This window comes from Citrobacter sp. L55, assembly GCF_002850715.1.
Lineage (GTDB): Bacteria > Pseudomonadota > Gammaproteobacteria > Enterobacterales > Enterobacteriaceae > Citrobacter > Citrobacter braakii.
In genome coordinates this window covers 1-19,353 of sequence record NZ_KZ559402.1, presented here as the reverse complement: position 1 = coordinate 19,353, position 19,353 = coordinate 1, and the positions used below count along the sequence as shown (strand labels likewise).

Annotated in this window: 21 protein-coding genes and 1 pseudogene; 12 read left to right on the top strand and 10 right to left on the bottom strand. The window is 51.8% G+C overall.

The features are described 5' to 3' along the window. Nucleotides 1-31: 31 nt before the first annotated feature. Nucleotides 32-1,534 carry a glutamate/gamma-aminobutyrate family transporter YjeM gene (gene yjeM / locus B9P82_RS10170; RefSeq protein WP_101700301.1) on the bottom strand — a complete coding sequence of 501 codons (1,503 nt, stop codon included), beginning with the start codon at nucleotides 1,532-1,534 and terminating at the stop codon, nucleotides 32-34. A 214-nt stretch (nucleotides 1,535-1,748) separates the two neighbouring features. Continuing rightward, nucleotides 1,749-2,726 carry an elongation factor P--(R)-beta-lysine ligase gene (gene epmA / locus B9P82_RS10165; RefSeq protein ID WP_046275845.1) on the bottom strand — a complete coding sequence of 326 codons (978 nt, stop codon included), beginning with the start codon at nucleotides 2,724-2,726 and terminating at the stop codon, nucleotides 1,749-1,751. Nucleotides 2,727-3,050: 324 nt separating this feature from the next. Here epmA and frdA point away from each other — a divergent pair, with 324 nt between their 5' ends. Genes frdA through frdD form a run of 4 tightly spaced genes read left to right on the top strand, consistent with a single transcriptional unit; the run spans nucleotide 3,051 to nucleotide 6,341 of the window. Continuing rightward, the gene (gene frdA / locus B9P82_RS10160) at nucleotides 3,051-4,841 is read left to right on the top strand and encodes a fumarate reductase (quinol) flavoprotein subunit (protein WP_016151402.1); all 1,791 of its coding nucleotides are present in this window, start codon (nucleotides 3,051-3,053) and stop codon (nucleotides 4,839-4,841) included. Next, complete coding sequence (frdB, locus tag B9P82_RS10155) at nucleotides 4,834-5,568, top strand: fumarate reductase iron-sulfur protein (RefSeq protein ID WP_016155500.1); 735 nt, start codon at nucleotides 4,834-4,836, stop codon at nucleotides 5,566-5,568. Before frdA ends, frdB begins: the two co-directional genes overlap by 8 nt. Nucleotides 5,569-5,578: 10 nt before the next feature. After that, a complete protein-coding gene (gene frdC / locus B9P82_RS10150; RefSeq protein WP_016151401.1) occupies nucleotides 5,579-5,974 on the top strand; it encodes a fumarate reductase subunit FrdC in 396 nt (131 codons plus the stop codon). Between the two features lie 10 nt (nucleotides 5,975-5,984). Then, nucleotides 5,985-6,341 (top strand): fumarate reductase subunit FrdD, encoded by a 357-nt coding sequence (gene frdD / locus B9P82_RS10145; RefSeq protein ID WP_032937775.1) that lies wholly within the window; start codon nucleotides 5,985-5,987, stop codon nucleotides 6,339-6,341. Between the two features lie 44 nt (nucleotides 6,342-6,385). Here frdD and ampR read toward each other — a convergent pair whose 3' ends face one another. After that, nucleotides 6,386-7,258 carry a LysR family transcriptional regulator AmpR gene (gene ampR / locus B9P82_RS10140; protein WP_053390096.1) on the bottom strand — a complete coding sequence of 291 codons (873 nt, stop codon included), beginning with the start codon at nucleotides 7,256-7,258 and terminating at the stop codon, nucleotides 6,386-6,388. Nucleotides 7,259-7,389: 131 nt separating this feature from the next. Between ampR and B9P82_RS10135 the strand changes: the two genes are divergently transcribed. Further along, nucleotides 7,390-8,535 carry a class C beta-lactamase CMY-101 gene (locus B9P82_RS10135; RefSeq protein WP_016155498.1) on the top strand — a complete coding sequence of 382 codons (1,146 nt, stop codon included), beginning with the start codon at nucleotides 7,390-7,392 and terminating at the stop codon, nucleotides 8,533-8,535. A gap of 93 nt (nucleotides 8,536-8,628) precedes the next feature. Beyond that, nucleotides 8,629-9,162, top strand: a complete 534-nt coding sequence (locus tag B9P82_RS10130; protein ID WP_016151398.1) for a lipocalin family protein — start codon at nucleotides 8,629-8,631, stop codon at nucleotides 9,160-9,162. Here the strand turns inward: B9P82_RS10130 and sugE are convergent. Further along, the gene (gene sugE, locus B9P82_RS10125; protein ID WP_016151397.1) at nucleotides 9,159-9,476 is read right to left on the bottom strand and encodes a quaternary ammonium compound efflux SMR transporter SugE; all 318 of its coding nucleotides are present in this window, start codon (nucleotides 9,474-9,476) and stop codon (nucleotides 9,159-9,161) included. The genes B9P82_RS10130 and sugE overlap by 4 nt on opposite strands. 256 nt (nucleotides 9,477-9,732) lie before the next feature. Here sugE and B9P82_RS10120 point away from each other — a divergent pair, with 256 nt between their 5' ends. Then, on the top strand, nucleotides 9,733-10,332 hold the full coding sequence (locus B9P82_RS10120) for a LuxR C-terminal-related transcriptional regulator (RefSeq protein ID WP_016155497.1): 600 nt from the start codon (nucleotides 9,733-9,735) through the stop codon (nucleotides 10,330-10,332). 30 nt (nucleotides 10,333-10,362) lie between these two features. Here the strand turns inward: B9P82_RS10120 and ecnB are convergent, their stop codons facing one another. The 3 genes from ecnB to efp form a co-directional block, all read right to left on the bottom strand. Continuing rightward, nucleotides 10,363-10,509, bottom strand: coding sequence for a lipoprotein toxin entericidin B (gene ecnB / locus B9P82_RS10115; protein ID WP_016151395.1), 147 nt, complete (start codon nucleotides 10,507-10,509; stop codon nucleotides 10,363-10,365). Nucleotides 10,510-10,616: 107 nt separating this feature from the next. Next, the gene (gene ecnA, locus B9P82_RS10110) at nucleotides 10,617-10,751 is read right to left on the bottom strand and encodes a lipoprotein antitoxin entericidin A (RefSeq protein WP_016151394.1); all 135 of its coding nucleotides are present in this window, start codon (nucleotides 10,749-10,751) and stop codon (nucleotides 10,617-10,619) included. Between the two features lie 57 nt (nucleotides 10,752-10,808). Then, nucleotides 10,809-11,375, bottom strand: coding sequence for an elongation factor P (efp, locus tag B9P82_RS10105; protein WP_003025478.1), 567 nt, complete (start codon nucleotides 11,373-11,375; stop codon nucleotides 10,809-10,811). 41 nt (nucleotides 11,376-11,416) lie between these two features. Between efp and epmB the strand changes: the two genes are divergently transcribed. Both epmB and yjeJ read left to right on the top strand, forming a co-directional pair. Further along, nucleotides 11,417-12,445, top strand: a complete 1,029-nt coding sequence (epmB, locus tag B9P82_RS10100; protein WP_016155496.1) for an EF-P beta-lysylation protein EpmB — start codon at nucleotides 11,417-11,419, stop codon at nucleotides 12,443-12,445. A 183-nt stretch (nucleotides 12,446-12,628) separates the two neighbouring features. Next, nucleotides 12,629-13,492: a YjeJ family protein gene (yjeJ, locus tag B9P82_RS10095; RefSeq protein WP_101700300.1), complete on the top strand. Its 864-nt coding sequence runs from the start codon at nucleotides 12,629-12,631 to the stop codon at nucleotides 13,490-13,492. A gap of 85 nt (nucleotides 13,493-13,577) precedes the next feature. Here yjeJ and B9P82_RS10090 read toward each other — a convergent pair whose 3' ends face one another. The 3 genes from B9P82_RS10090 to B9P82_RS10075 form a co-directional block, all read right to left on the bottom strand. Next, complete coding sequence (locus tag B9P82_RS10090; protein ID WP_016151391.1) at nucleotides 13,578-13,931, bottom strand: DUF4156 domain-containing protein; 354 nt, start codon at nucleotides 13,929-13,931, stop codon at nucleotides 13,578-13,580. A 252-nt stretch (nucleotides 13,932-14,183) separates the two neighbouring features. Next, entirely contained in the window at nucleotides 14,184-15,830 is a 1,647-nt protein-coding gene (groL, locus tag B9P82_RS10080; protein ID WP_003025464.1) for a chaperonin GroEL, read from the bottom strand. Nucleotides 15,831-15,873: 43 nt separating this feature from the next. After that, nucleotides 15,874-16,167 carry a co-chaperone GroES gene (locus tag B9P82_RS10075; RefSeq protein ID WP_000027827.1) on the bottom strand — a complete coding sequence of 98 codons (294 nt, stop codon included), beginning with the start codon at nucleotides 16,165-16,167 and terminating at the stop codon, nucleotides 15,874-15,876. A 275-nt stretch (nucleotides 16,168-16,442) separates the two neighbouring features. Between B9P82_RS10075 and yjeH the strand changes: the two genes are divergently transcribed. From yjeH to B9P82_RS10060, 3 genes and pseudogenes are all read left to right on the top strand, one after another. Continuing rightward, nucleotides 16,443-17,678 carry an L-methionine/branched-chain amino acid transporter gene (gene yjeH / locus B9P82_RS10070; RefSeq protein ID WP_101700299.1) on the top strand — a complete coding sequence of 412 codons (1,236 nt, stop codon included), beginning with the start codon at nucleotides 16,443-16,445 and terminating at the stop codon, nucleotides 17,676-17,678. 75 nt (nucleotides 17,679-17,753) lie between these two features. Beyond that, nucleotides 17,754-18,108, top strand: a pseudogene (locus tag B9P82_RS29390) (hypothetical protein); the annotation flags it as partial. Continuing rightward, nucleotides 18,065-19,069 (top strand): IS110 family RNA-guided transposase, encoded by a 1,005-nt coding sequence (locus B9P82_RS10060; RefSeq protein ID WP_101700377.1) that lies wholly within the window; start codon nucleotides 18,065-18,067, stop codon nucleotides 19,067-19,069. The pseudogene B9P82_RS29390 and the gene B9P82_RS10060, both read left to right, overlap by 44 nt. The last annotated feature ends 284 nt before the right edge of the window (nucleotides 19,070-19,353 follow it).

Sequence of the window (19,353 nt, the reverse complement as noted above, 5' to 3'; positions counted from 1 at the left end):
TCATTTTTGTAGGCCGGATTCAGCAGGAAGTTTACTCCACCGCCCACTCAGGCTCGTTGGCCGTGCGACGGCTGTAGTTCTGATAAATCGCCATTGCCAACAGCGAGAAGAAGATCGGGCCTCCGGTCATCCACAATGCGCTGTTCCAGTCCCCAGCTTCAATCACCGGCTGGATGATGGTGAACACATTGGCAAACGTCACCACCAGCACAACCACCGATGTGGCCAGTAACGTCGCCGCTCGGGTTTTAAAGACAACAAACGGTCTTTCCAGGCCCGTACGGGCTTTAAAGAACGGAAACGCCAGCGCGAGGAACAGATACGGCAGCGTCATCGAGACGTTCGCCATCAGCGTCAGTTTGTTATAGAACGCTGAAGCCGTATCGCCGCCAAACGAAACCAGCAGGATAAACAGGCTCACCAGCAGGCACTGCAACCACATTGCCGTCGTCGGCATCCCCACGGCATTTAGTTTGGTCATTGGCGCTGGCCACAGCGCCTTCGGCGTTCCCTGAATAATCGCTTTCAGTGGCGAATAGCTGAGCGTGAAAAAAGCGCCGGTATAAGCGAGAAACATAGAAAGCCCGGTGATACGCGCGAACCACACCCCCGTCACCATCGCGGTTTCAGGAGAAAGATGCAGCGCGTTACCTAACGTCATCCCGAGGCTTTTCATCAGGATATACGTTATATTGCCAAGGTTGACCGAGCTATTGCTTAATACTTGCTGCCAGTTGGTGCTAACGCCCCATAAAAATATGGCCAGTGAATAACCGACAGAAATGACAATCGCGGCAAAAACAATGCCTTTCGCAAAGTTCTTTTCTGGCTTCTCTGTTTTATCAACTAATCCACCCACGGCTTCTATTCCGCCGTAAGCAAAAATGGCAAACACAACAAATGACAACATGGCCAGACCGGACTGATATCCAGGATTAGGCGAGGAGATGAAATTAATATCTTGCGCAAAGTGACCACCAGTTAATAACAAAATAGCGACACTCACTAACAACAGAACTAAATTAAGACACATTACGGCAATTCCGCCTACAGCCGTAATACGAGCAATCTTATTAATACCCCGGGAGGCCACGCAGGTTACCAGAATCATCCAACCGACGGCGAGCACCCCGACGACCTGCGTAGGCTCAAGCCCCGCAAAACGCCAGTGCTGCGTCATGTCTGCGCCAAATAAGAAGGTTGAAAAAGGTACCCAGACTTTTGCTGCGGTGCTTACCATCCATATTACATAGGAAGAAAACCACATAAACGTGCCGATAAACGCATAGCGTGGCCCAACGCTATTATTCATCCACGAATAGATTCCGCCCTCTTCTTTCCGATAGGCAGCCCCCATTTCCGCCATCATTAAAGCAAATGGGATAAAGAATAATAATGCAGAAAATATATACCACGGAATCGCGCTATACCCCATTAAATAGAATGCGGAGGGGCTATTCGCAAAACCGAAAACAGACGTAAATATCATGAGGATGAGACCTATAAGGCTCATCTTTTTTATTGTTTGGGTCATTAAACCATCCCTTACTCTGGCAAGCGTTTAACAAACGCCACTCACCTGTTGGCACTGCCCTCTTTTCAGAGTTCAGCGATAGAAAAATCAACACAGAATTGATACCTGAACGATATCAAATATCCAGGAGTAAATTGTGGCTATTAGAGGGTAAATGAAAAAATATGCTACAAAGTGGCTATTTCACCGCCACTTTGTATTGAAGGAGAGTGCGTTACGCGCGATCGACGGTAAATGCGATAACCTCGGCCAGGCTCTCTGCACCCAGCGCCAGCATCACCAGACGGTCAACGCCCAGCGCCACGCCAGAGCAATCCGGCATACCCACTTTTAACGCTTCAAGCAGGTTGGTGTCGATAGGCTGCTGCGGCAAGCCACGCGCGGCACGTTTGCGGTTATCCTGTTCAAACCGCTGCTGCTGTTCGCGCGCGTCGGTCAATTCATGGAAACCATTCGCCAGCTCAATACCTTTGTAGTAAACCTCGAAACGTTCAGCCACGCGGTGATCTTCGGTACTGATTTGCGCCAGTGATGCCTGGCTGGCCGGGAAATGATACACAAACGTCGGTTTGTCTTTGCCAATATGCGGCTCAACGCCCATCGTAAACAGCAACTGCAGTAAGGTGTCCCGGTCTTCTTCGGTATCGGCGATATTACTGAGATCCAATTTCGCCGCCACTTCCCGCAGTTGGGTTTTATCAGCAGACAGCGGGTCTATCTCCAGATGGCGCTGGAAGGCTTGCTGGTAAGAGAGACTTTCCGCAGGTGAGCAGTCCAGCACCTGCTGGAGCAAATCATCCACTTCATTCATCAGGCGATACATATCGTAGTGCGGACGATACCACTCGAGCATGGTGAATTCAGGGTTATGATGACGCCCCATCTCTTCATTACGGAAGCTGCGGCACAGTTGATACACAGGGCCGCATCCTGCCACCAGCAGGCGCTTCATATGGTATTCCGGGCTGGTCATTAAATAGAGATTCATTCCCTGGGCGTGTCCAGGGCCGACGAAACGCGTTTCGAACGGGAACAGATGGATGTCCGTTACCGTTGCCTGACTCATACAAGGGGTCTCAACCTCAAGCACGCCACGATCGGCAAAAAAGCGGCGAATCTCCGCTATAATTGCTGCACGTTTTAACAGATTGGGGATGGACGCGCTCGGCTGCCAGGTTGCCGTTTCGCTCATGGTTGTTTCTCCGATTTAAGACAAGGGCACGAAGTCTACTCGTATCGCGTTAACGAGACAAATTTCGCGCGCCAATAATCCACACTGGCAATTGGATAAAAAAAGCGACATGGGGTGGTTTAGTAATTAAATTAATCAAATTCAATGATAATTCCCCCCTTTGACACGCTAAAAAAATCGAACACGTCAAATTTCCCGCACATCCCTGAGACTATACTATTGTACCTATAAAGGAGCAGTGGAAACGCGTTCATAACCTGTTTGAAGCCGATGAAGCATCTGATTTCAGGCAGGAATGAAATAACAACAATCTGGAGGAATGTCGTGCAAACCTTTCAAGCCGATCTTGCCATTATAGGCGCCGGTGGCGCGGGATTACGTGCTGCAATTGCTGCCGCACAAGCAAATCCCAACGCTAAAATCGCACTGATCTCAAAAGTGTACCCAATGCGCAGCCATACCGTTGCTGCCGAAGGCGGCTCTGCTGCTGTCGCGCAGGATCATGACAGCTTTGACTACCATTTTCACGATACGGTAGCAGGCGGAGACTGGCTGTGTGAGCAGGATGTCGTGGATTACTTTGTCCACCACTGCCCAACTGAAATGACGCAACTGGAACAATGGGGCTGCCCATGGAGCCGCCGTGAAGACGGTAGCGTCAACGTACGTCGCTTCGGCGGTATGAAAATCGAGCGTACCTGGTTTGCCGCGGATAAAACCGGCTTCCACATGTTGCATACGCTGTTCCAAACATCTTTGCAGTTCCCACAGATTCAGCGCTTTGACGAACACTTCGTTCTGGATATCCTGGTTGATGATGGCCATGCTCGCGGCCTGGTTGCCATGAACATGATGGAAGGCACGCTGATGCAGATCCGTGCTAATGCTGTTGTGATGGCAACGGGCGGCGCAGGTCGTGTTTACCGTTACAACACCAACGGCGGCATCGTAACTGGCGACGGTATGGGCATGGCGCTGAGCCATGGCGTTCCGCTGCGTGATATGGAATTCGTTCAGTATCACCCGACGGGTCTGCCAGGCTCTGGTATCCTGATGACCGAAGGCTGCCGTGGTGAAGGCGGTATCTTGGTCAACAAAAACGGCTACCGTTATCTGCAAGACTACGGCATGGGTCCGGAAACCCCGCTGGGCGAACCGAAAAACAAATACATGGAACTCGGTCCGCGCGACAAAGTTTCTCAGGCTTTCTGGCACGAATGGCGTAAAGGCAACACCATTTCCACCCCGCGTGGCGATGTGGTTCACCTCGACCTGCGTCACCTCGGCGAGAAAAAACTGCTCGAACGTTTACCGTTCATCTGCGAACTGGCGAAAGCCTACGTGGGTGTCGATCCGGTTAAAGAGCCGATCCCGGTACGTCCTACCGCGCACTACACCATGGGCGGTATCGAAACCGATCAGCACTGTGAAACCCGCATTAAAGGTCTGTTCGCTGTGGGCGAATGTTCCTCTGTTGGTCTGCATGGCGCTAACCGTCTGGGTTCTAACTCCCTGGCGGAACTCGTGGTCTTCGGTCGTATGGCCGGTGAACAGGCTGCAGAACGTGCTGCAACGGCTGGCGCTGCAAACAGTGCCGCGCTCGATGCGCAGGTTGCTGGCGTTGAAAAACGTCTGAAAGATCTGGTTAACCAGGAAGGTAACGAAAACTGGTCTAAGATCCGTGACGAAATGGGCCTGTCCATGGAAGAAGGTTGCGGTATCTACCGTACACCGGAACTCATGCAGAAAACCGTTGATAAACTGGCGGAGCTGCAGGAACGCTTCAAGCGCGTACGTATCACTGATACCTCCAGCGTCTTCAACACCGACCTGCTGTACACCATCGAACTGGGTCACGGTCTGAACGTTGCTGAATGTATGGCGCACTCTGCTCTGGCGCGTAAAGAATCCCGCGGCGCGCACCAGCGTCTGGATGAAGGCTGCACCGAGCGTGACGATGTGAACTTCCTCAAACACACCCTCGCCTTCCGCGATGCTGACGGCACGACTCGCCTGGAATACAGCGACGTGAAAATCACCACTCTGCCACCGGCTAAACGTGTTTACGGTGGCGAAGCGGAAGCAGCCGATAAGAAGGAGAAGGCGAATGGCTGAGATGAAAAACTTGAAAGTTGAGGTGGTGCGCTATAACCCTGAAACCGATACCGCGCCGCACAGTGCTTTCTACGAAGTTCCTTATGATGAAACCACGTCACTGCTGGATGCGCTGGGCTACATCAAGGATAACCTGGCACCGGACCTGAGCTACCGCTGGTCCTGCCGTATGGCGATCTGCGGCTCCTGCGGCATGATGGTCAACAATGTACCTAAACTGGCGTGCAAAACCTTCCTGCGTGATTACACCAGCGGCATGAAGGTTGAAGCGCTGGGCAACTTCCCGATTGAGCGCGATCTGGTCGTCGACATGACGCACTTTATCGAAAGCCTGGAAGCGATCAAACCGTACATCATCGGTAACCCGCGTACACCGGATCAGGGTCCAAACACCCAGACTCCGGCGCAGATGGCGAAGTATCATCAGTTCTCCGGTTGCATCAACTGTGGTCTGTGCTACGCCGCGTGCCCGCAGTTCGGCCTGAACCCAGAGTTCATTGGACCGGCTGCGATTACGCTGGCGCATCGTTACAACGAAGATAGCCGCGACCACGGTAAGAAGGAGCGTATGGCTCAGTTGAACAGCCCGAACGGCGTCTGGTCCTGTACTTTTGTGGGCTACTGCTCCGAAGTCTGCCCGAAACACGTCGATCCGGCTGCGGCCATTCAGCAGGGTAAAGTTGAAAGTTCAAAAGACTTTCTTATCGCTACCCTGAAACCACGCTAAGGAGTGCACGATGACGACTAAACGCAAACCCTATGTGCGACCAATGACGTCCACCTGGTGGAAAAAGCTGCCATTTTATCGTTTTTACATGCTGCGCGAAGGCACGGCGGTTCCGGCAGTCTGGTTCAGCATTGAACTGATTATCGGCCTGTTTGCACTCAAGCATGGTGCAGAGTCCTGGATGGGCTTTGTCGCCTTTTTGCAAAACCCGGTGGTGGTGATCCTGAATATTATCGCCCTGGCAGCAGCGCTGCTGCATACCAAAACCTGGTTTGAACTGGCGCCAAAAGCTGCCAACATCATCGTAAAAGACGAAAAAATGGGGCCAGAGCCGATCATCAAAGGTCTCTGGGCAGTTACTGTGGTTGCGACAGTAGTAATACTGTTTGTTGCCCTGTTCTGGTAAGGAGTCCGGAATGATTAATCCAAATCCAAAACGCTCTGACGAACCCGTATTCTGGGGCCTGTTTGGTGCAGGCGGTATGTGGAGCGCAATCATTGCGCCGGTGATGATCCTGCTGGTCGGCATTATGCTGCCGCTGGGCTTTGTTCCTGATGCTTTCAGCTATGAACGCATACTGGCATTCGCTCAGAGCTTCATCGGACGTGCGTTTCTGTTCCTGATGATCGTTCTGCCGCTGTGGTGCGGTTTACACCGTATGCACCACGCGATGCATGACCTGAAAATCCACGTGCCTGCGGGCAAATGGGTATTCTACGGACTGGCAGCTATCCTGACCGTTGTAACGGCTATTGGGATCCTGACCATCTAATCGCATGCGTTAATTATCAGGCCCGCCAATGGCGGGCCTTTTTATTAGTGCAGCATCCCGGTCAACCAGCGGGAAAACTCACGCATCGCGGACGTCTCCGGACGAGATTGTAAACGCGTTATCCAGTAACTCCCCAGATCAATCTGCGTTAAAAAAGGCTGCACGATACGTTCACTACTGAGCAAATGCGTGAACATTCTTACCGGTGCAATTGCCACACCAATCCCCGCCTGCGCGGCTTCCAGCATTGAGACGGACGAGTCAAACACCACCACGTTGTGCGTCGGTGACGGAGGCGCTTCTCCGGCGGCCTGCATCCAAAGCGTCCATTCATCACGCCGATACGATCGTAATAACGGAAATTTCAGGATGTCCACAGGTGCTTTAATCTGCGAGGCCAATGTCGGTGAACACAGCGGAGACATCAGCGCGCTACACAAATATTGCGCATCGGTATCGTGCCAGGCTCCTCCTCCGTAGCGAATAGTATAATCCAGCCCTTCGGCGGCGGGATCTACACGGTTATTGTGGGTGGAAATATGCAAATCAATATGCGGATAGTGGCGCTTAAAGTCGCTCAACAGAGGGAAAAGACAGCCGACCGCAAAGGTCCCCACCACGCCAATTTTTAGTTTTTCCTGAGTCTGTTTAGTGGCAAAACGATCCAGCATCCCCGCCATACGATCGAAAGAGTCATTAAGTACAGGTAACAGACTTTCCCCTTCAGTCGTCAACATTAACCCTCGAGAACCACGCACAAAAAGCTGACAATTCAGCTGTTGCTCCAGCGCTTTCACATGCTGGCTTATTGCAGAATGCGTCACGTTGAGCTCAATCGCAGCGCGGGTAAAGCTGAGATGTCTGGCCGCTGCTTCAAAAGCCCGCAGCGAGTTAAGGGGGATATAGCTACGCGTCATTATCTGGCCTGTTAGAAAAACTTATATCTGCTGCTAAATTTAACCGTTTGTCAACACGGTGCAAATCAAACACACTGATTACGTCTGACGGGCCCGGACACCCTTTCGCTTTTAATTACGGAACTGATTTCATGATGAAAAAATCGATATGCTGCGCGCTGCTGCTGACAGCTTCGTTCTCCACGTTTGCCGCCGCAAAAACAGAACAACAAATTGCCGATATCGTTAACCGCACCATCACACCGCTGATGCAGGAGCAGGCTATTCCGGGTATGGCCGTTGCGATTATCTATCAGGGGAAACCTTATTACTTTACCTGGGGTAAAGCCGATATCGCCAATAACCGTCCAGTCACTCAACAAACGCTGTTTGAACTCGGATCGGTCAGTAAAACGTTCAACGGCGTGCTGGGCGGCGATGCTATCGCCCGCGGCGAAATTAAGCTCAGCGATCCGGTCACGCATTACTGGCCTGAACTGACTGGTAAGCAGTGGCAGGGTATCAGCCTGCTGCACTTAGCCACCTACACGGCAGGCGGCCTGCCGCTTCAGGTTCCGGACGACGTTACGGATAAAGCCGCGTTACTACGCTTTTATCAAAACTGGCAGCCGCAATGGGCCCCAGGCGCTAAACGTCTTTATGCTAACTCCAGCATTGGTCTGTTTGGCGCCCTGGCGGTGAAACCCTCAGGCATGAGCTACGAAGAGGCGATGACCAAACGCGTCCTGCACCCCTTAAAACTGGCGCATACCTGGATTACGGTTCCGCAGAGCGAACAAAAAGATTATGCCTGGGGTTATCGCGAAGGAAAGCCAGTGCATGTATCCCCTGGCCAACTTGATGCCGAAGCATACGGGGTGAAATCGAGCGTTATCGATATGACCCGTTGGGTTCAGGCCAACATGGACGCCAGCCAGGTTCAGGAGAAAACGCTCCAGCAGGGCATCGAGCTTGCGCAGTCACGTTACTGGCGTATTGGCGATATGTACCAGGGCCTGGGTTGGGAGATGCTGAACTGGCCGGTGAAAGCCGACTCGATAATTAGCGGTAGCGACAGCAAAGTGGCACTGGCAGCGCTTCCTGCCGTTGAGGTAAACCCGCCCGCGCCTGCCGTGAAAGCCTCATGGGTGCATAAAACGGGCTCCACTGGCGGATTCGGCAGCTACGTTGCTTTCGTTCCAGAAAAAAACCTTGGCATCGTGATGCTGGCAAACAAGAGCTACCCAAACCCTGTTCGCGTCGAGGCCGCCTGGCGCATTCTTGAAAAACTGCAGTAACGGACAAGGAGGCCCTGGATATTGGGCTTCCTTTCTTTCTCTTTTTTTCCTGCTGTCATCTACACTTAACAAAAATCCAGCAAGGAAAATCCCATGCGCATTCTGCCCGTCGTTGCTGCAGTTACGGCTGCATTTCTGGTTGTCGCTTGCAGCACCCCAACACCACCGAAAGGTGTTACCGTAGTAAATAACTTTGATGCCACACGCTATCTGGGCACCTGGTATGAAATTGCGCGTTTCGACCATCGATTCGAGCGCGGACTGGAAAAAGTGACTGCTACCTACAGCCTGCGCGACGACGGCGGTATCAATGTTATTAACAAGGGCTATAACCCGGACAGAGGAATGTGGCAGAAAACGGAGGGGAAAGCCTACTTCACTGGCGACCCAAACCGCGCTGCGCTCAAGGTCTCGTTTTTTGGCCCCTTCTATGGCGGGTATAACGTGATTGCCCTCGACAGGGAATATCGTCACGCGCTGGTTTGCGGGCCGGATCGCGACTACCTGTGGATCCTTTCACGGACCCCTACTATTTCAGATGAAATGAAACAGCAAATGCTGGCCATCGCGACCCGGGAAGGGTTTGAGGTGAATAAGCTGATTTGGGTAAAACAGCCTGGCGCTTAGTGGGTGCTCAGCTTGAGGCCAATAATACCGGCCACAATCAGCCCGAGGCTCAGTAACCGCGCCGGGCTGGCAGATTCACCCAGCAGCAGAATCCCTGTAATGGCCGCCCCGACTGCGCCGATACCGGTCCATACGGCATAGGCGGTTCCTACAGGCAACGTACGCATTGCCCAGGAGAGCATGGCGATACTGACGATCATTGCCACAATAGTGATAATGCTTGGCGTCAAACGCGTAAAACCGTGGGTATATTTCAGGCCAATCGCCCAGACAACTTCGAGCAGACCTGCAATTAATAAAACGATCCAGGACATATCAGGCTCCAGAACAATGGGGCCGTCCCCGGTGAAAGAAGCGTTTGCAGGTCGTCCTGCAAAGCTGATGTGTGAAATGGCATTTTTGCCCGAGAGAAAATGAATTTCAACCTTTTTATTCGCTGCCCGCTAAAAGCAAGAATTAAGCATAATTAGCGGCGTAGTTCCCGCATTTGGCACTCATCGGAGTTCTCTATGATGAAGGGCTTTCTGAATCCGGAAAGTCGATTGCCTCTCTTCTGAATGCGAAAAGGTTATGCTTAAAATTTTAGTGATTGACCGGTGCCACTTTACCCGCACAGGGATTGAGGCCTTGCTTAATCATTCTGGCAGGTTCAGCTCCTCATTTCTTGTGTCAGGGATCAATAATCTCCTGTTAGCAAAAGAGCATATTTTGCAGTGGAAGCCGCATCTGGTGATCGCGGATTTATACAGTTTTATTAGCGAGACGCATACCAGTCCGCCAATTAAACCCTTTTTCATGAGCTGCGGCGTCATCCCGCTGATTTTACTGCAATCAGTTGAAAGACAGCACGCCTCAATTGCTTCCTCTCAATCCGTCGCCCATTCGGTCTTAACCAAGCACACCACGTTGAACGCGCTCTCACACACGATTCAGGAGGCGCTACAGCTTCGTCCCACGTTAGAAATAGCCGAAAACGCGACTCCGCTGCTTACGCCGCAGGAGGAGAAAGTATTGTCGATGTGGATGGATGGTGTGAGTAACAATGCGATAGCCGCCGCACTCAGCATTCATGGCAAGACGGTCTACACCTATAAACGGAATATCCGCATGAAACTGCACATGGGGAACCGCTTCTCGCCGTTTCTCTCACTCCCCGGGAAGGGGAATTAACGGTACGACGTGACGTCGTACCGTTCATGATTATTGTTGAGCTTTTGTCGCTGCACCAGAGATTGCGCTACCGCCCTCAGAGATATCCTGCCCAACACCTTTCGTGGTATTGCACGCAGTCAACACTGAAGAAAGAACCAACACAGAAAAGATCGCAGCAATTGTCTTTTTAACCATAACGTCTTCCTTTTCTAGCCAATATTGTTTGTGTATAGCTCATTAATAATAGACAAGATCCGCAAGTGTGATGGATAAACAACCGTTTTTAAGACTATGAGAGAGTGTTAGCTGGCGGCGTGAGAGATTGAATTGCCAAGATGTTTGATGTCTTCACCGAAGCCGCGCGCGGTATTACACCCCGCCAGGAGAGTGCTGGTGAAAAGGATGAGCATTACAAGACTGAGAAGACGTTTCATCATTCCTGCCCTGGAAAAAGTATGGCGCAGCAACCTGCGCCATAAGATCAAATAGATATCTTATTTTACGCGAGAAACGTATTCGCCGGAGCGAGTATCCACTTTGATCACTTCACCGATCTGTACGAACAGCGGAACTTTAACGACTGCGCCAGTAGACAGAGTAGCCGGTTTGCCGCCAGTACCAGCGGTATCGCCTTTCAGACCTGGGTCAGTTTCAACGACTTCCAGCTCAACGAAGTTTGGCGGAGTCACGGAGATCGGCTGACCGTTCCACAGGGTCACGATGCATTCAGCCTGGTCCAGCAGCCATTTAGCGTTATCGCCTACCGCTTTCTCGTCTGCAGCCAGCTGTTCGAAAGTGGTGTTATTCATAAAGTGCCAGAACTCACCGTCGCTATACAGGAAGGTCAGGTTCATGTCGGCTACGTCTGCGCCTTCAGCGGAATCGGTAGACTTGAAGGTTTTCTCTACGCGAGTACCGGTCAGCAGGCGACGCAGCTTAACGCGCGCAAATGCCTGGCCTTTACCTGGTTTAACGAATTCGCTGGCTTCAACCGCATAAGGTTCGCCGTCCAACATGATTTTAAGACCAGCACGAAAATCGTTGCTATAGTACGTTGCCATAAGGCCCTCTGAAAATTGTTAACTGGTAGCTAAGCCACAAAATGGCGCATATTGTAACCCTAAATACCCCATCCAGAGAAGATTGGTTATCGCAACTTGCCGATGTTGTGACCGATCCTGATGAACTTCTGCATCTTTTGAATATAGACGCAGATGAAAAACTGTTGGCCGGACGCGACGCGAGACGACTTTTCGCCCTGCGCGTACCGCGCGCCTTTATTGCTCGTATGGAAAAAGGCAATCCGGACGATCCGCTTTTGCGTCAGGTACTTACTTCCCAGGAAGAGTTTGTTGCTGCACCTGGCTACTCGACCGATCCGCTGGAAGAACAGCACAGCGTGGTCCCCGGTTTGCTGCATAAATATCGCAACCGGGCGCTGTTGTTGGTTAAAGGCGGTTGCGCGGTAAATTGCCGCTATTGCTTCCGCCGACACTTCCCGTATGCCGAAAACCAGGGCAATAAGCGCAACTGGCAGGTCGCCCTGGACTACATTAGCGCGCATCCTGAGCTGGATGAAATTATCTTCTCCGGTGGTGATCCGCTAATGGCCAAGGACCATGAACTGGACTGGTTACTCACGCAACTGGAAGCCATCCCGCACATTAAGCGTTTGCGCATTCACAGCCGTTTGCCGATTGTGATCCCCGCGCGCATTACTGAAGGACTGGCCCAGCGCTTTGCGCGTTCCTCCCTGCAGGTTCTGCTGGTCAACCACATTAACCACGCCAATGAGGTCGATGAGGCGTTTCACCAGGCGATGGTCCGACTGCGTACCGCTGGCGTCACGCTACTCAACCAAAGCGTTTTGCTGCGTGGCGTGAACGATAACGCACAAACGCTGGCGAACCTGAGCAACGCCCTGTTTGATGCGGGGGTGATGCCCTATTACCTGCACGTACTGGACAAAGTGCAAGGTGCCGCCCACTTTATGGTCAGCGACGATGAGGCACGTCACATTATGCGTGAACTGCTGACGTTGGTTTCCGGCTATATGGTTCCCAAACTGGCGCGTGAAATTGGCGGTGAGCCAAGTAAAACGCCATTGGATCTGCAACTACGCCAACAATAACCATTATTGAGTGTCCGATTCCGGACACTCACCACGATTACTTATTATTTAAATCCTCACAAGTGGAGCCACGCTTTTAATCTGTGCTATTTTAATTAGCGCTATAAAATCATTAATTCATAATTTGTATCATTAGAACCAAATTCATAATATTAATAAATATATGGTTAGGGAGAACCTTTTATGGTTATAAGTATTAAGGGCATTAATACCGGTGTTATTCGTCAAAATAATGAATTTATTGCTTTAGCATTAAAGATAAAAGAACCAAGGAATAAAACGTCGTTATTTTTTCTTTCTCCGCTTGGGCTAAGAGACCTGCTTATCGCCCTGGAAAGCAGGCTATCCGCTAAACATCAGCTTAGCGAAGAAGAGCATGCGCAATATGAGAAGGAATGCGATAAAGTCAGCCAAAAGATGCACGAAAATATTCCTTTGATTCAGGAAGATGAGCTAAAAAATGCCGACATTAATCGTCGCATAAATTCGCTGATGTTAGTGGATGACAAAGGCGAAAACTTAACATTTTCTCTGACACTGCATGATGGACAAACGTGTGAATTACTGATTAATGAACTACAGATTCGGGTGCTGGTCCATGCTGTTATTCATGCAATAAATAATGCTGGCATGCGGGAATTAGCGCTACGAATTACATCGCTGCTGGATTTCCTGCCGCTGTACGATGTTGATTGCCAGGCAAACGACAATCTGGAATACGACTCTTATACGCACCCCGAATGGAAACAAAGCCTGTTTAATCATTATCTGGCGATTATTTACCGCTATACAGATGATCAAGGAAAAGCCCAGTTCTGTGGTTCGGTAGTAAAAACTCGCGCCCCTTCCGGCAGCAAAGAGGCCGAAGCCATTACTCGCCGTCTTCTCGATTTCAGCCCACGGCTGAAAAAGCTTGCTGGTGTACCGTGCCAGGTGTTTGTCAGAACGTTGACGGGTGATAAGGCGCAAAAGCTCAATCAGGATCAGTGCCTGCGCGCGCTGCATCATTTACGCGCTCAGTCTGCGCATAACGCTCAAAATGCCTGATGTTTCTGCGCTTATCAGGCCGACGAATTTGTATCGTAGGCCTGATAAGACATTTAGCGTCGCCATCAGGCATCAACAGCATTTATCAATTTGGGCACTTATAAACCTGTCCGGTCATTTCACTGGCAGTAGGAACAAAGCTGGACAGCATTCCCTGTGATGGGCTGCTGACGCCATAAATCACGTTACCACCCATTGCCGCGGCCTGGTTACGCAGATCGTTTGCTGCGCCACGCATAGAGCCACCCTCTTCGCCGTGCTGGCCAGAAAGCCAGTTGCTTTGCGTACCGGTTGCAGTGCCAATCAGTTGACACTCTGCGCCAGGCTTCTCTTCGACGAAGCGTACGCTTTGCCCGGCTGAACTCAGTTCGTTGCTGGAGCTACAACCCGCCATCAGTAGCGCGGCACCAACGATCCCTGCTAAATATTTCACGTGCATGTCATTCCCCATAATCAATGAGCTGGACGTTATGTCCGTAGCTGAATCATATACTAAAAAGATGACCAAAAGAAAAACCCCCGGACATTTCTGCCCGAGGGTTTCTCATTTTTCGCGAGATACGTATTTAATCAAATAAATCAAGTTGCAGGCAGGCGGCAAGTTCATGAATCCCCAGATGCTTACATGAGTAAGTGACTGGGGTGAACGAACGCAGCCAATGAACCTGCGGCTTGAAGTATGAAGATTAAATTACATCATGCCGCCCATTCCACCCATGCCGCCCATACCACCAGCAGCACCTAAGTCAGGCGCATCGCCTTTCGGCAGGTCAGTAACCATGCACTCGGTGGTGATCATCAGACCCGCAACAGAAGCCGCGTACTGCAGAGCTGAACGCGTTACTTTGGTTGGATCCAGGATACCCATGTCGATCATGTTACCGTATTCTTCAGTTGCAGCGTTGTAACCGTAGTTACCGTCACCCGCTTTCACGGTGTTAGCCACTACAGACGGTTCTTCGCCGCAGTTCAGTACGATTTGACGCAGCGGAGATTCCATTGCGCGCAGCGCAACTTTGATACCTACGTTCTGGTCTTCGTTCTGACCTTTCAGACCGGCAATCTTAGACGCTACACGAATCAGCGCAACACCACCACCAGCCACCACGCCTTCTTCTACCGCAGCACGGGTCGCGTGCAGGGCATCTTCAACGCGGGCTTTCTTCTCTTTCATTTCAACTTCAGTCGCAGCACCAACTTTGATAACCGCAACGCCGCCTGCCAGTTTCGCTACGCGCTCCTGCAGTTTTTCACGGTCGTAGTCGGAAGTTGCTTCTTCGATCTGCTGACGAATCTGAGTCACGCGACCCTGGATTGCAGCTTCGTCACCCACGCCATCAATGATGGTGGTGGTGTCTTTGTTGATAACAACGCGTTTCGCCTGACCCAGATCTTCCAGAGTTGCTTTTTCCAGCTCCATACCGATCTCTTCAGAGATAACGGTACCACCGGTCAGGGTAGCGATATCCTGCAGCATCGCTTTACGACGGTCGCCGAAGCCAGGCGCTTTAACCGCCGCGACTTTCACGATACCGCGCATGGTGTTAACAACCAGAGTTGCCAGCGCTTCGCCTTCAACATCTTCAGCGATGATCAGCAGTGGTTTACCGGCTTTTGCTACTGCTTCCAGCACCGGCAGCATTTCGCGGATGTTGGAGATTTTCTTGTCAGCCAGCAGGATGAACGGGCTTTCCAGTTCTACTGCGCCAGTTTCCGGCTTGTTGATGAAGTAAGGAGACAGGTAACCACGGTCGAACTGCATACCTTCAACCACGTCCAGTTCGTCCTGCAGACCGGTACCGTCTTCAACGGTGATCACGCCTTCTTTACCGACTTTGTCCATCGCTTCAGCGATCAGTTTACCTACGGTTTCGTCGGAGTTAGCGGAGATAGTACCAACCTGAGCAATAGCTTTAGAGTCAGAGCACGGTACGGACAGTGCTTTCAGTTCTTCAACGGCAGCAGCGACAGCTTTGTCGATACCACGTTTCAGATCCATCGGGTTCATGCCCGCAGCAACGGCTTTCAGACCTTCAGTGATGATGGACTGCGCCAGTACGGTTGCGGTGGTGGTACCGTCGCCTGCAGCGTCGTTCGCTTTAGAGGCAACTTCTTTCACCATCTGCGCCCCCATGTTTTCGAACTTGTCTTCCAGTTCGATTTCACGGGCTACGGAAACACCATCTTTAGTGATGGTCGGTGCACCGAAAGATTTATCCAGAACTACGTTACGGCCTTTTGGACCGAGGGTAACTTTCACTGCATCTGCCAGTACGTTTACGCCGCGCAGCATTTTCACACGAGCGTCGTTACCGAATTTTACGTCTTTAGCTGCCATTTTCTCTTTCCCTTAAATTCGTATGTTCAGTGTCGTTCGCGGATTAGGCTTCAACAATTGCCAGGATGTCACTTTCAGACATGATCAACACTTCTTCATTGTCGATCTTCTCAGATTTAACACCGTAGCCATCGTTGAAAATAACGATATCGCCGACTTTAACGTCCAGCGGCTGTACGGTACCGTTGTCCAGGATGCGGCCCTTACCGACAGCGATGATTTCGCCACGAGTTGATTTACCTGCTGCAGAACCGGTCAGTACGATGCCGCCAGCAGATTTAGATTCAACTTCTTTACGTTTGACGATCACACGATCATGTAACGGACGAATACTCATTGATAGCTCTCCTTTGAGAAAGTCTTTATCAGTTATGGGTGACGCCGGCCCGTGAACGGTTTCCCGGCTAGTGACCAGAGAAATGGGGATGGGGCTTTGTACCTTCAAGGGGGCAAGCGAAAAAAAATTTATATCAGCAGAAAATTCCGTCAAAACGCCGACGCGCATCACATTTTATAACGATTTCAGTCACGTCGTCATAAGCAAATACGATTGTGATACCATCAAAAATCTGCGCTGTAGCCCGGTCAATGGGCATAACCGGATAACAACTTATGAGCGGACTGAAACAAGAGCTGGGACTGGCTCAGGGCATTGGCCTGTTGTCGACATCATTGCTAGGTACAGGCGTTTTCGCCGTCCCTGCGCTAGCCGCGCTGGTGGCCGGCAACAACAGCCTGTGGGCCTGGCCGGTGCTGATTGTTTTAGTCTTTCCCGTGGCGATTGTCTTTGCCGTACTGGGTCGTCATTTTCCCAGCGCGGGTGGCGTGGCGCATTTTGTTGGTATGGCCTTTGGCTCACGCCTGGAGCGCGTCACCGGATGGCTATTTTTGTCGGTGATTCCCGTCGGCTTGCCTGCGGCATTACATATTGCCGCCGGATTTGGTCAGGCGATGTTTGGCTGGCATGACGAACAGCTTCTGTTGGCAGAGCTCGGTACGCTGGCATTGGTTTGGTATATCGGCTCCCACGGTGCCAGCTCTAGCGCTAATCTGCAAACGGTCATTGCCGGATTGATTGTTGCCCTCATTGTCGCCATCTGGTGGGCAGGCGATGTGAAACCTGGCGAAATCCCTTTCCCTACGATAACCGAGATTGAGCTCCCCGGACTGTTCGCCGCGCTGTCGGTGATGTTCTGGTGTTTTGTTGGCCTTGAAGCGTTTGCCCATCTGGCATCTGAATTCAAAAACCCGGAGCGGGATTTCCCGCGCGCGCTGATGATCGGCCTGCTGCTTGCGGGCTCTGTTTATTGGGCATGCACCGTCGTCGTGCTTCATTTTGGCGCCTACGGTGAGCAAATGGCGGCGGCGGCCTCACTGCCAGAGATCGTCGTGCAGTTATTTGGCGTACAGGCACTGTGGGTCGCCTGCATCATTGGTTATCTGGCCTGTTTTGCCAGTCTCAACATTTATATTCAAAGCTTCGCCCGGCTGGTCTGGTCGCAAGCGCAATATAAGCCGGAGAGCCATCTGGCGCGTCTGTCTCCCCGTCACCTTCCGCGCAATGCGCTAAACGCCGTATTGGGCTGCTGCGTGATCAGTACGTTGTGCATCTATATGCTGAAAATCAATCTCGATGCGTTAATCGTCTATGCTAACGGCATCTTTATTATGATTTATTTGCTGTGCATGCTGGCGGGATGTCGATTACTGAAAGGGCATTATCGCATGCTGGCGATCATTGGCGGTCTACTGTGTCTGCTGCTGTTGGCAATGGTTGGCTGGAAGAGCCTGTATGCGCTGATTATGCTGGCAGGGCTGTGGCTGTTTTTACCCCGCAGGCCGATGTGATGGACACCTCCCACCTTACGGCATCATCGTGCCAGACTGAGGTGTTAACTTCAGTTCCCAGGGGGAGGTGTCCACATGAATATTAAACGTATTGGCCTCGATCTCGCAAAGCAGGTTTTTCAGCTTNAGGCCGATGTGATGGACACCTCCCACCTTACGGCATCATCGTGCCAGACTGAGGTGTTAACTTCAGTTCCCAGGGGGAGGTGTCCACATGAATATTAAACGTATTGGCCTCGATCTCGCAAAGCAGGTTTTTCAGCTTCATGCTGTTGATCACTGTGAACGTGTTGTTCTTCGCAAAACCCTGCGCCGCTCTCAGATGCTCACTTTTTTCACCCGCCTCGAACCCTGCCTTATCGGCATCGAAGCATGCGGCTCCTCGCATTACTGGGCCCGCGAGCTTACCCGGCTCGGCCACACGGTGCGGANATGCTGTTGATCACTGTGAACGTGTTGTTCTTCGCAAAACCCTGCGCCGCTCTCAGATGCTCACTTTTTTCACCCGCCTCGAACCCTGCCTTATCGGCATCGAAGCATGCGGCTCCTCGCATTACTGGGCCCGCGAGCTTACCCGGCTCGGCCACACGGTGCGGATTATTCCGCCGCAGTTCGTTAAACCTTATCTGAAGGGCAATAAAAATGATGCCAATGATGCCGAAGCGATCTGCGAGGCCGTCAGCCGGCCAGGGATGCGCTATGTTGCCCTTAAATCTGAAGCACAGCAGAGCATGCAGGCTGAGCACCGGGTTCGTGCCCGCCTGATCCGCGACAGAACAGCGCTCAGTAATGAAATTCGCGGGATACTGAGCGAGTTCGGTCTGGTACTTCCCGTCGGCCTGTCTGCCCTGCGCAGAGCGCTGCCGGAAATCCTTTCTCAGCAGGAACAATGGGATAACCGCTTTATCCGTCTGCTGTGTGAGTTAGCAGAAGAACTTCAGGTACTTGATGAACGACTGAACCGTTACGACCGACGCCTTAAGCAACTGGCGCAGGAAGATGTCCGTATCAGACGACTGCAGGAGATAAACGGGATCGGCCCGGTAACCGCCAGTGCCCTGGTTGCAGCAGTGGGTGATGCAGGGCAGTTTAAAAACGGACGAGAAATGGCAGCCTGGCTGGGGCTGGTGCCCAGGCAGCACTCGAGCGGCGGGAAAAACCGGCTGGGTCACATCAGTAAGCGGGGTGACAGCTACCTGCGAACGCTGCTGATCCACGGAGCCCGTGCGGTCCTGAATACCTGCGGTCATAAGGAAGACCGTCGCAGCCAGTGGCTTCAGTCGGTGGCAGAAAGGCGCAACAGGAATGTTGCGACGGTTGCCATGGCGAACAAAAATGCCCGTATAGCCTGGGCGATACTGAGCCGGGAGGAAGAGTATCGCGCGCTGTAATACAGCCCGGGAAGAATGAGAGAAAAGTCTAATCCTGTCGTGAGATTGCAGAGTCATTAAGCACAGATGTGTAACAGGTAAGACCGACACCTGAAAACTCCGGTTTATCCGAAGGCTCCCTGCGAAAGCAAAGCCGGCAGGCCGAATGGAACCAGGTGTGCAGATAACATCATGGCCGGGTACGACGGTACCGAAAGAGAGGCCGGATATACGACAGCATCTTACCCCCGTCACACAAAATGCAGAATGGCTTGCATAACGGGAGGTGTCCATATACGGATAAG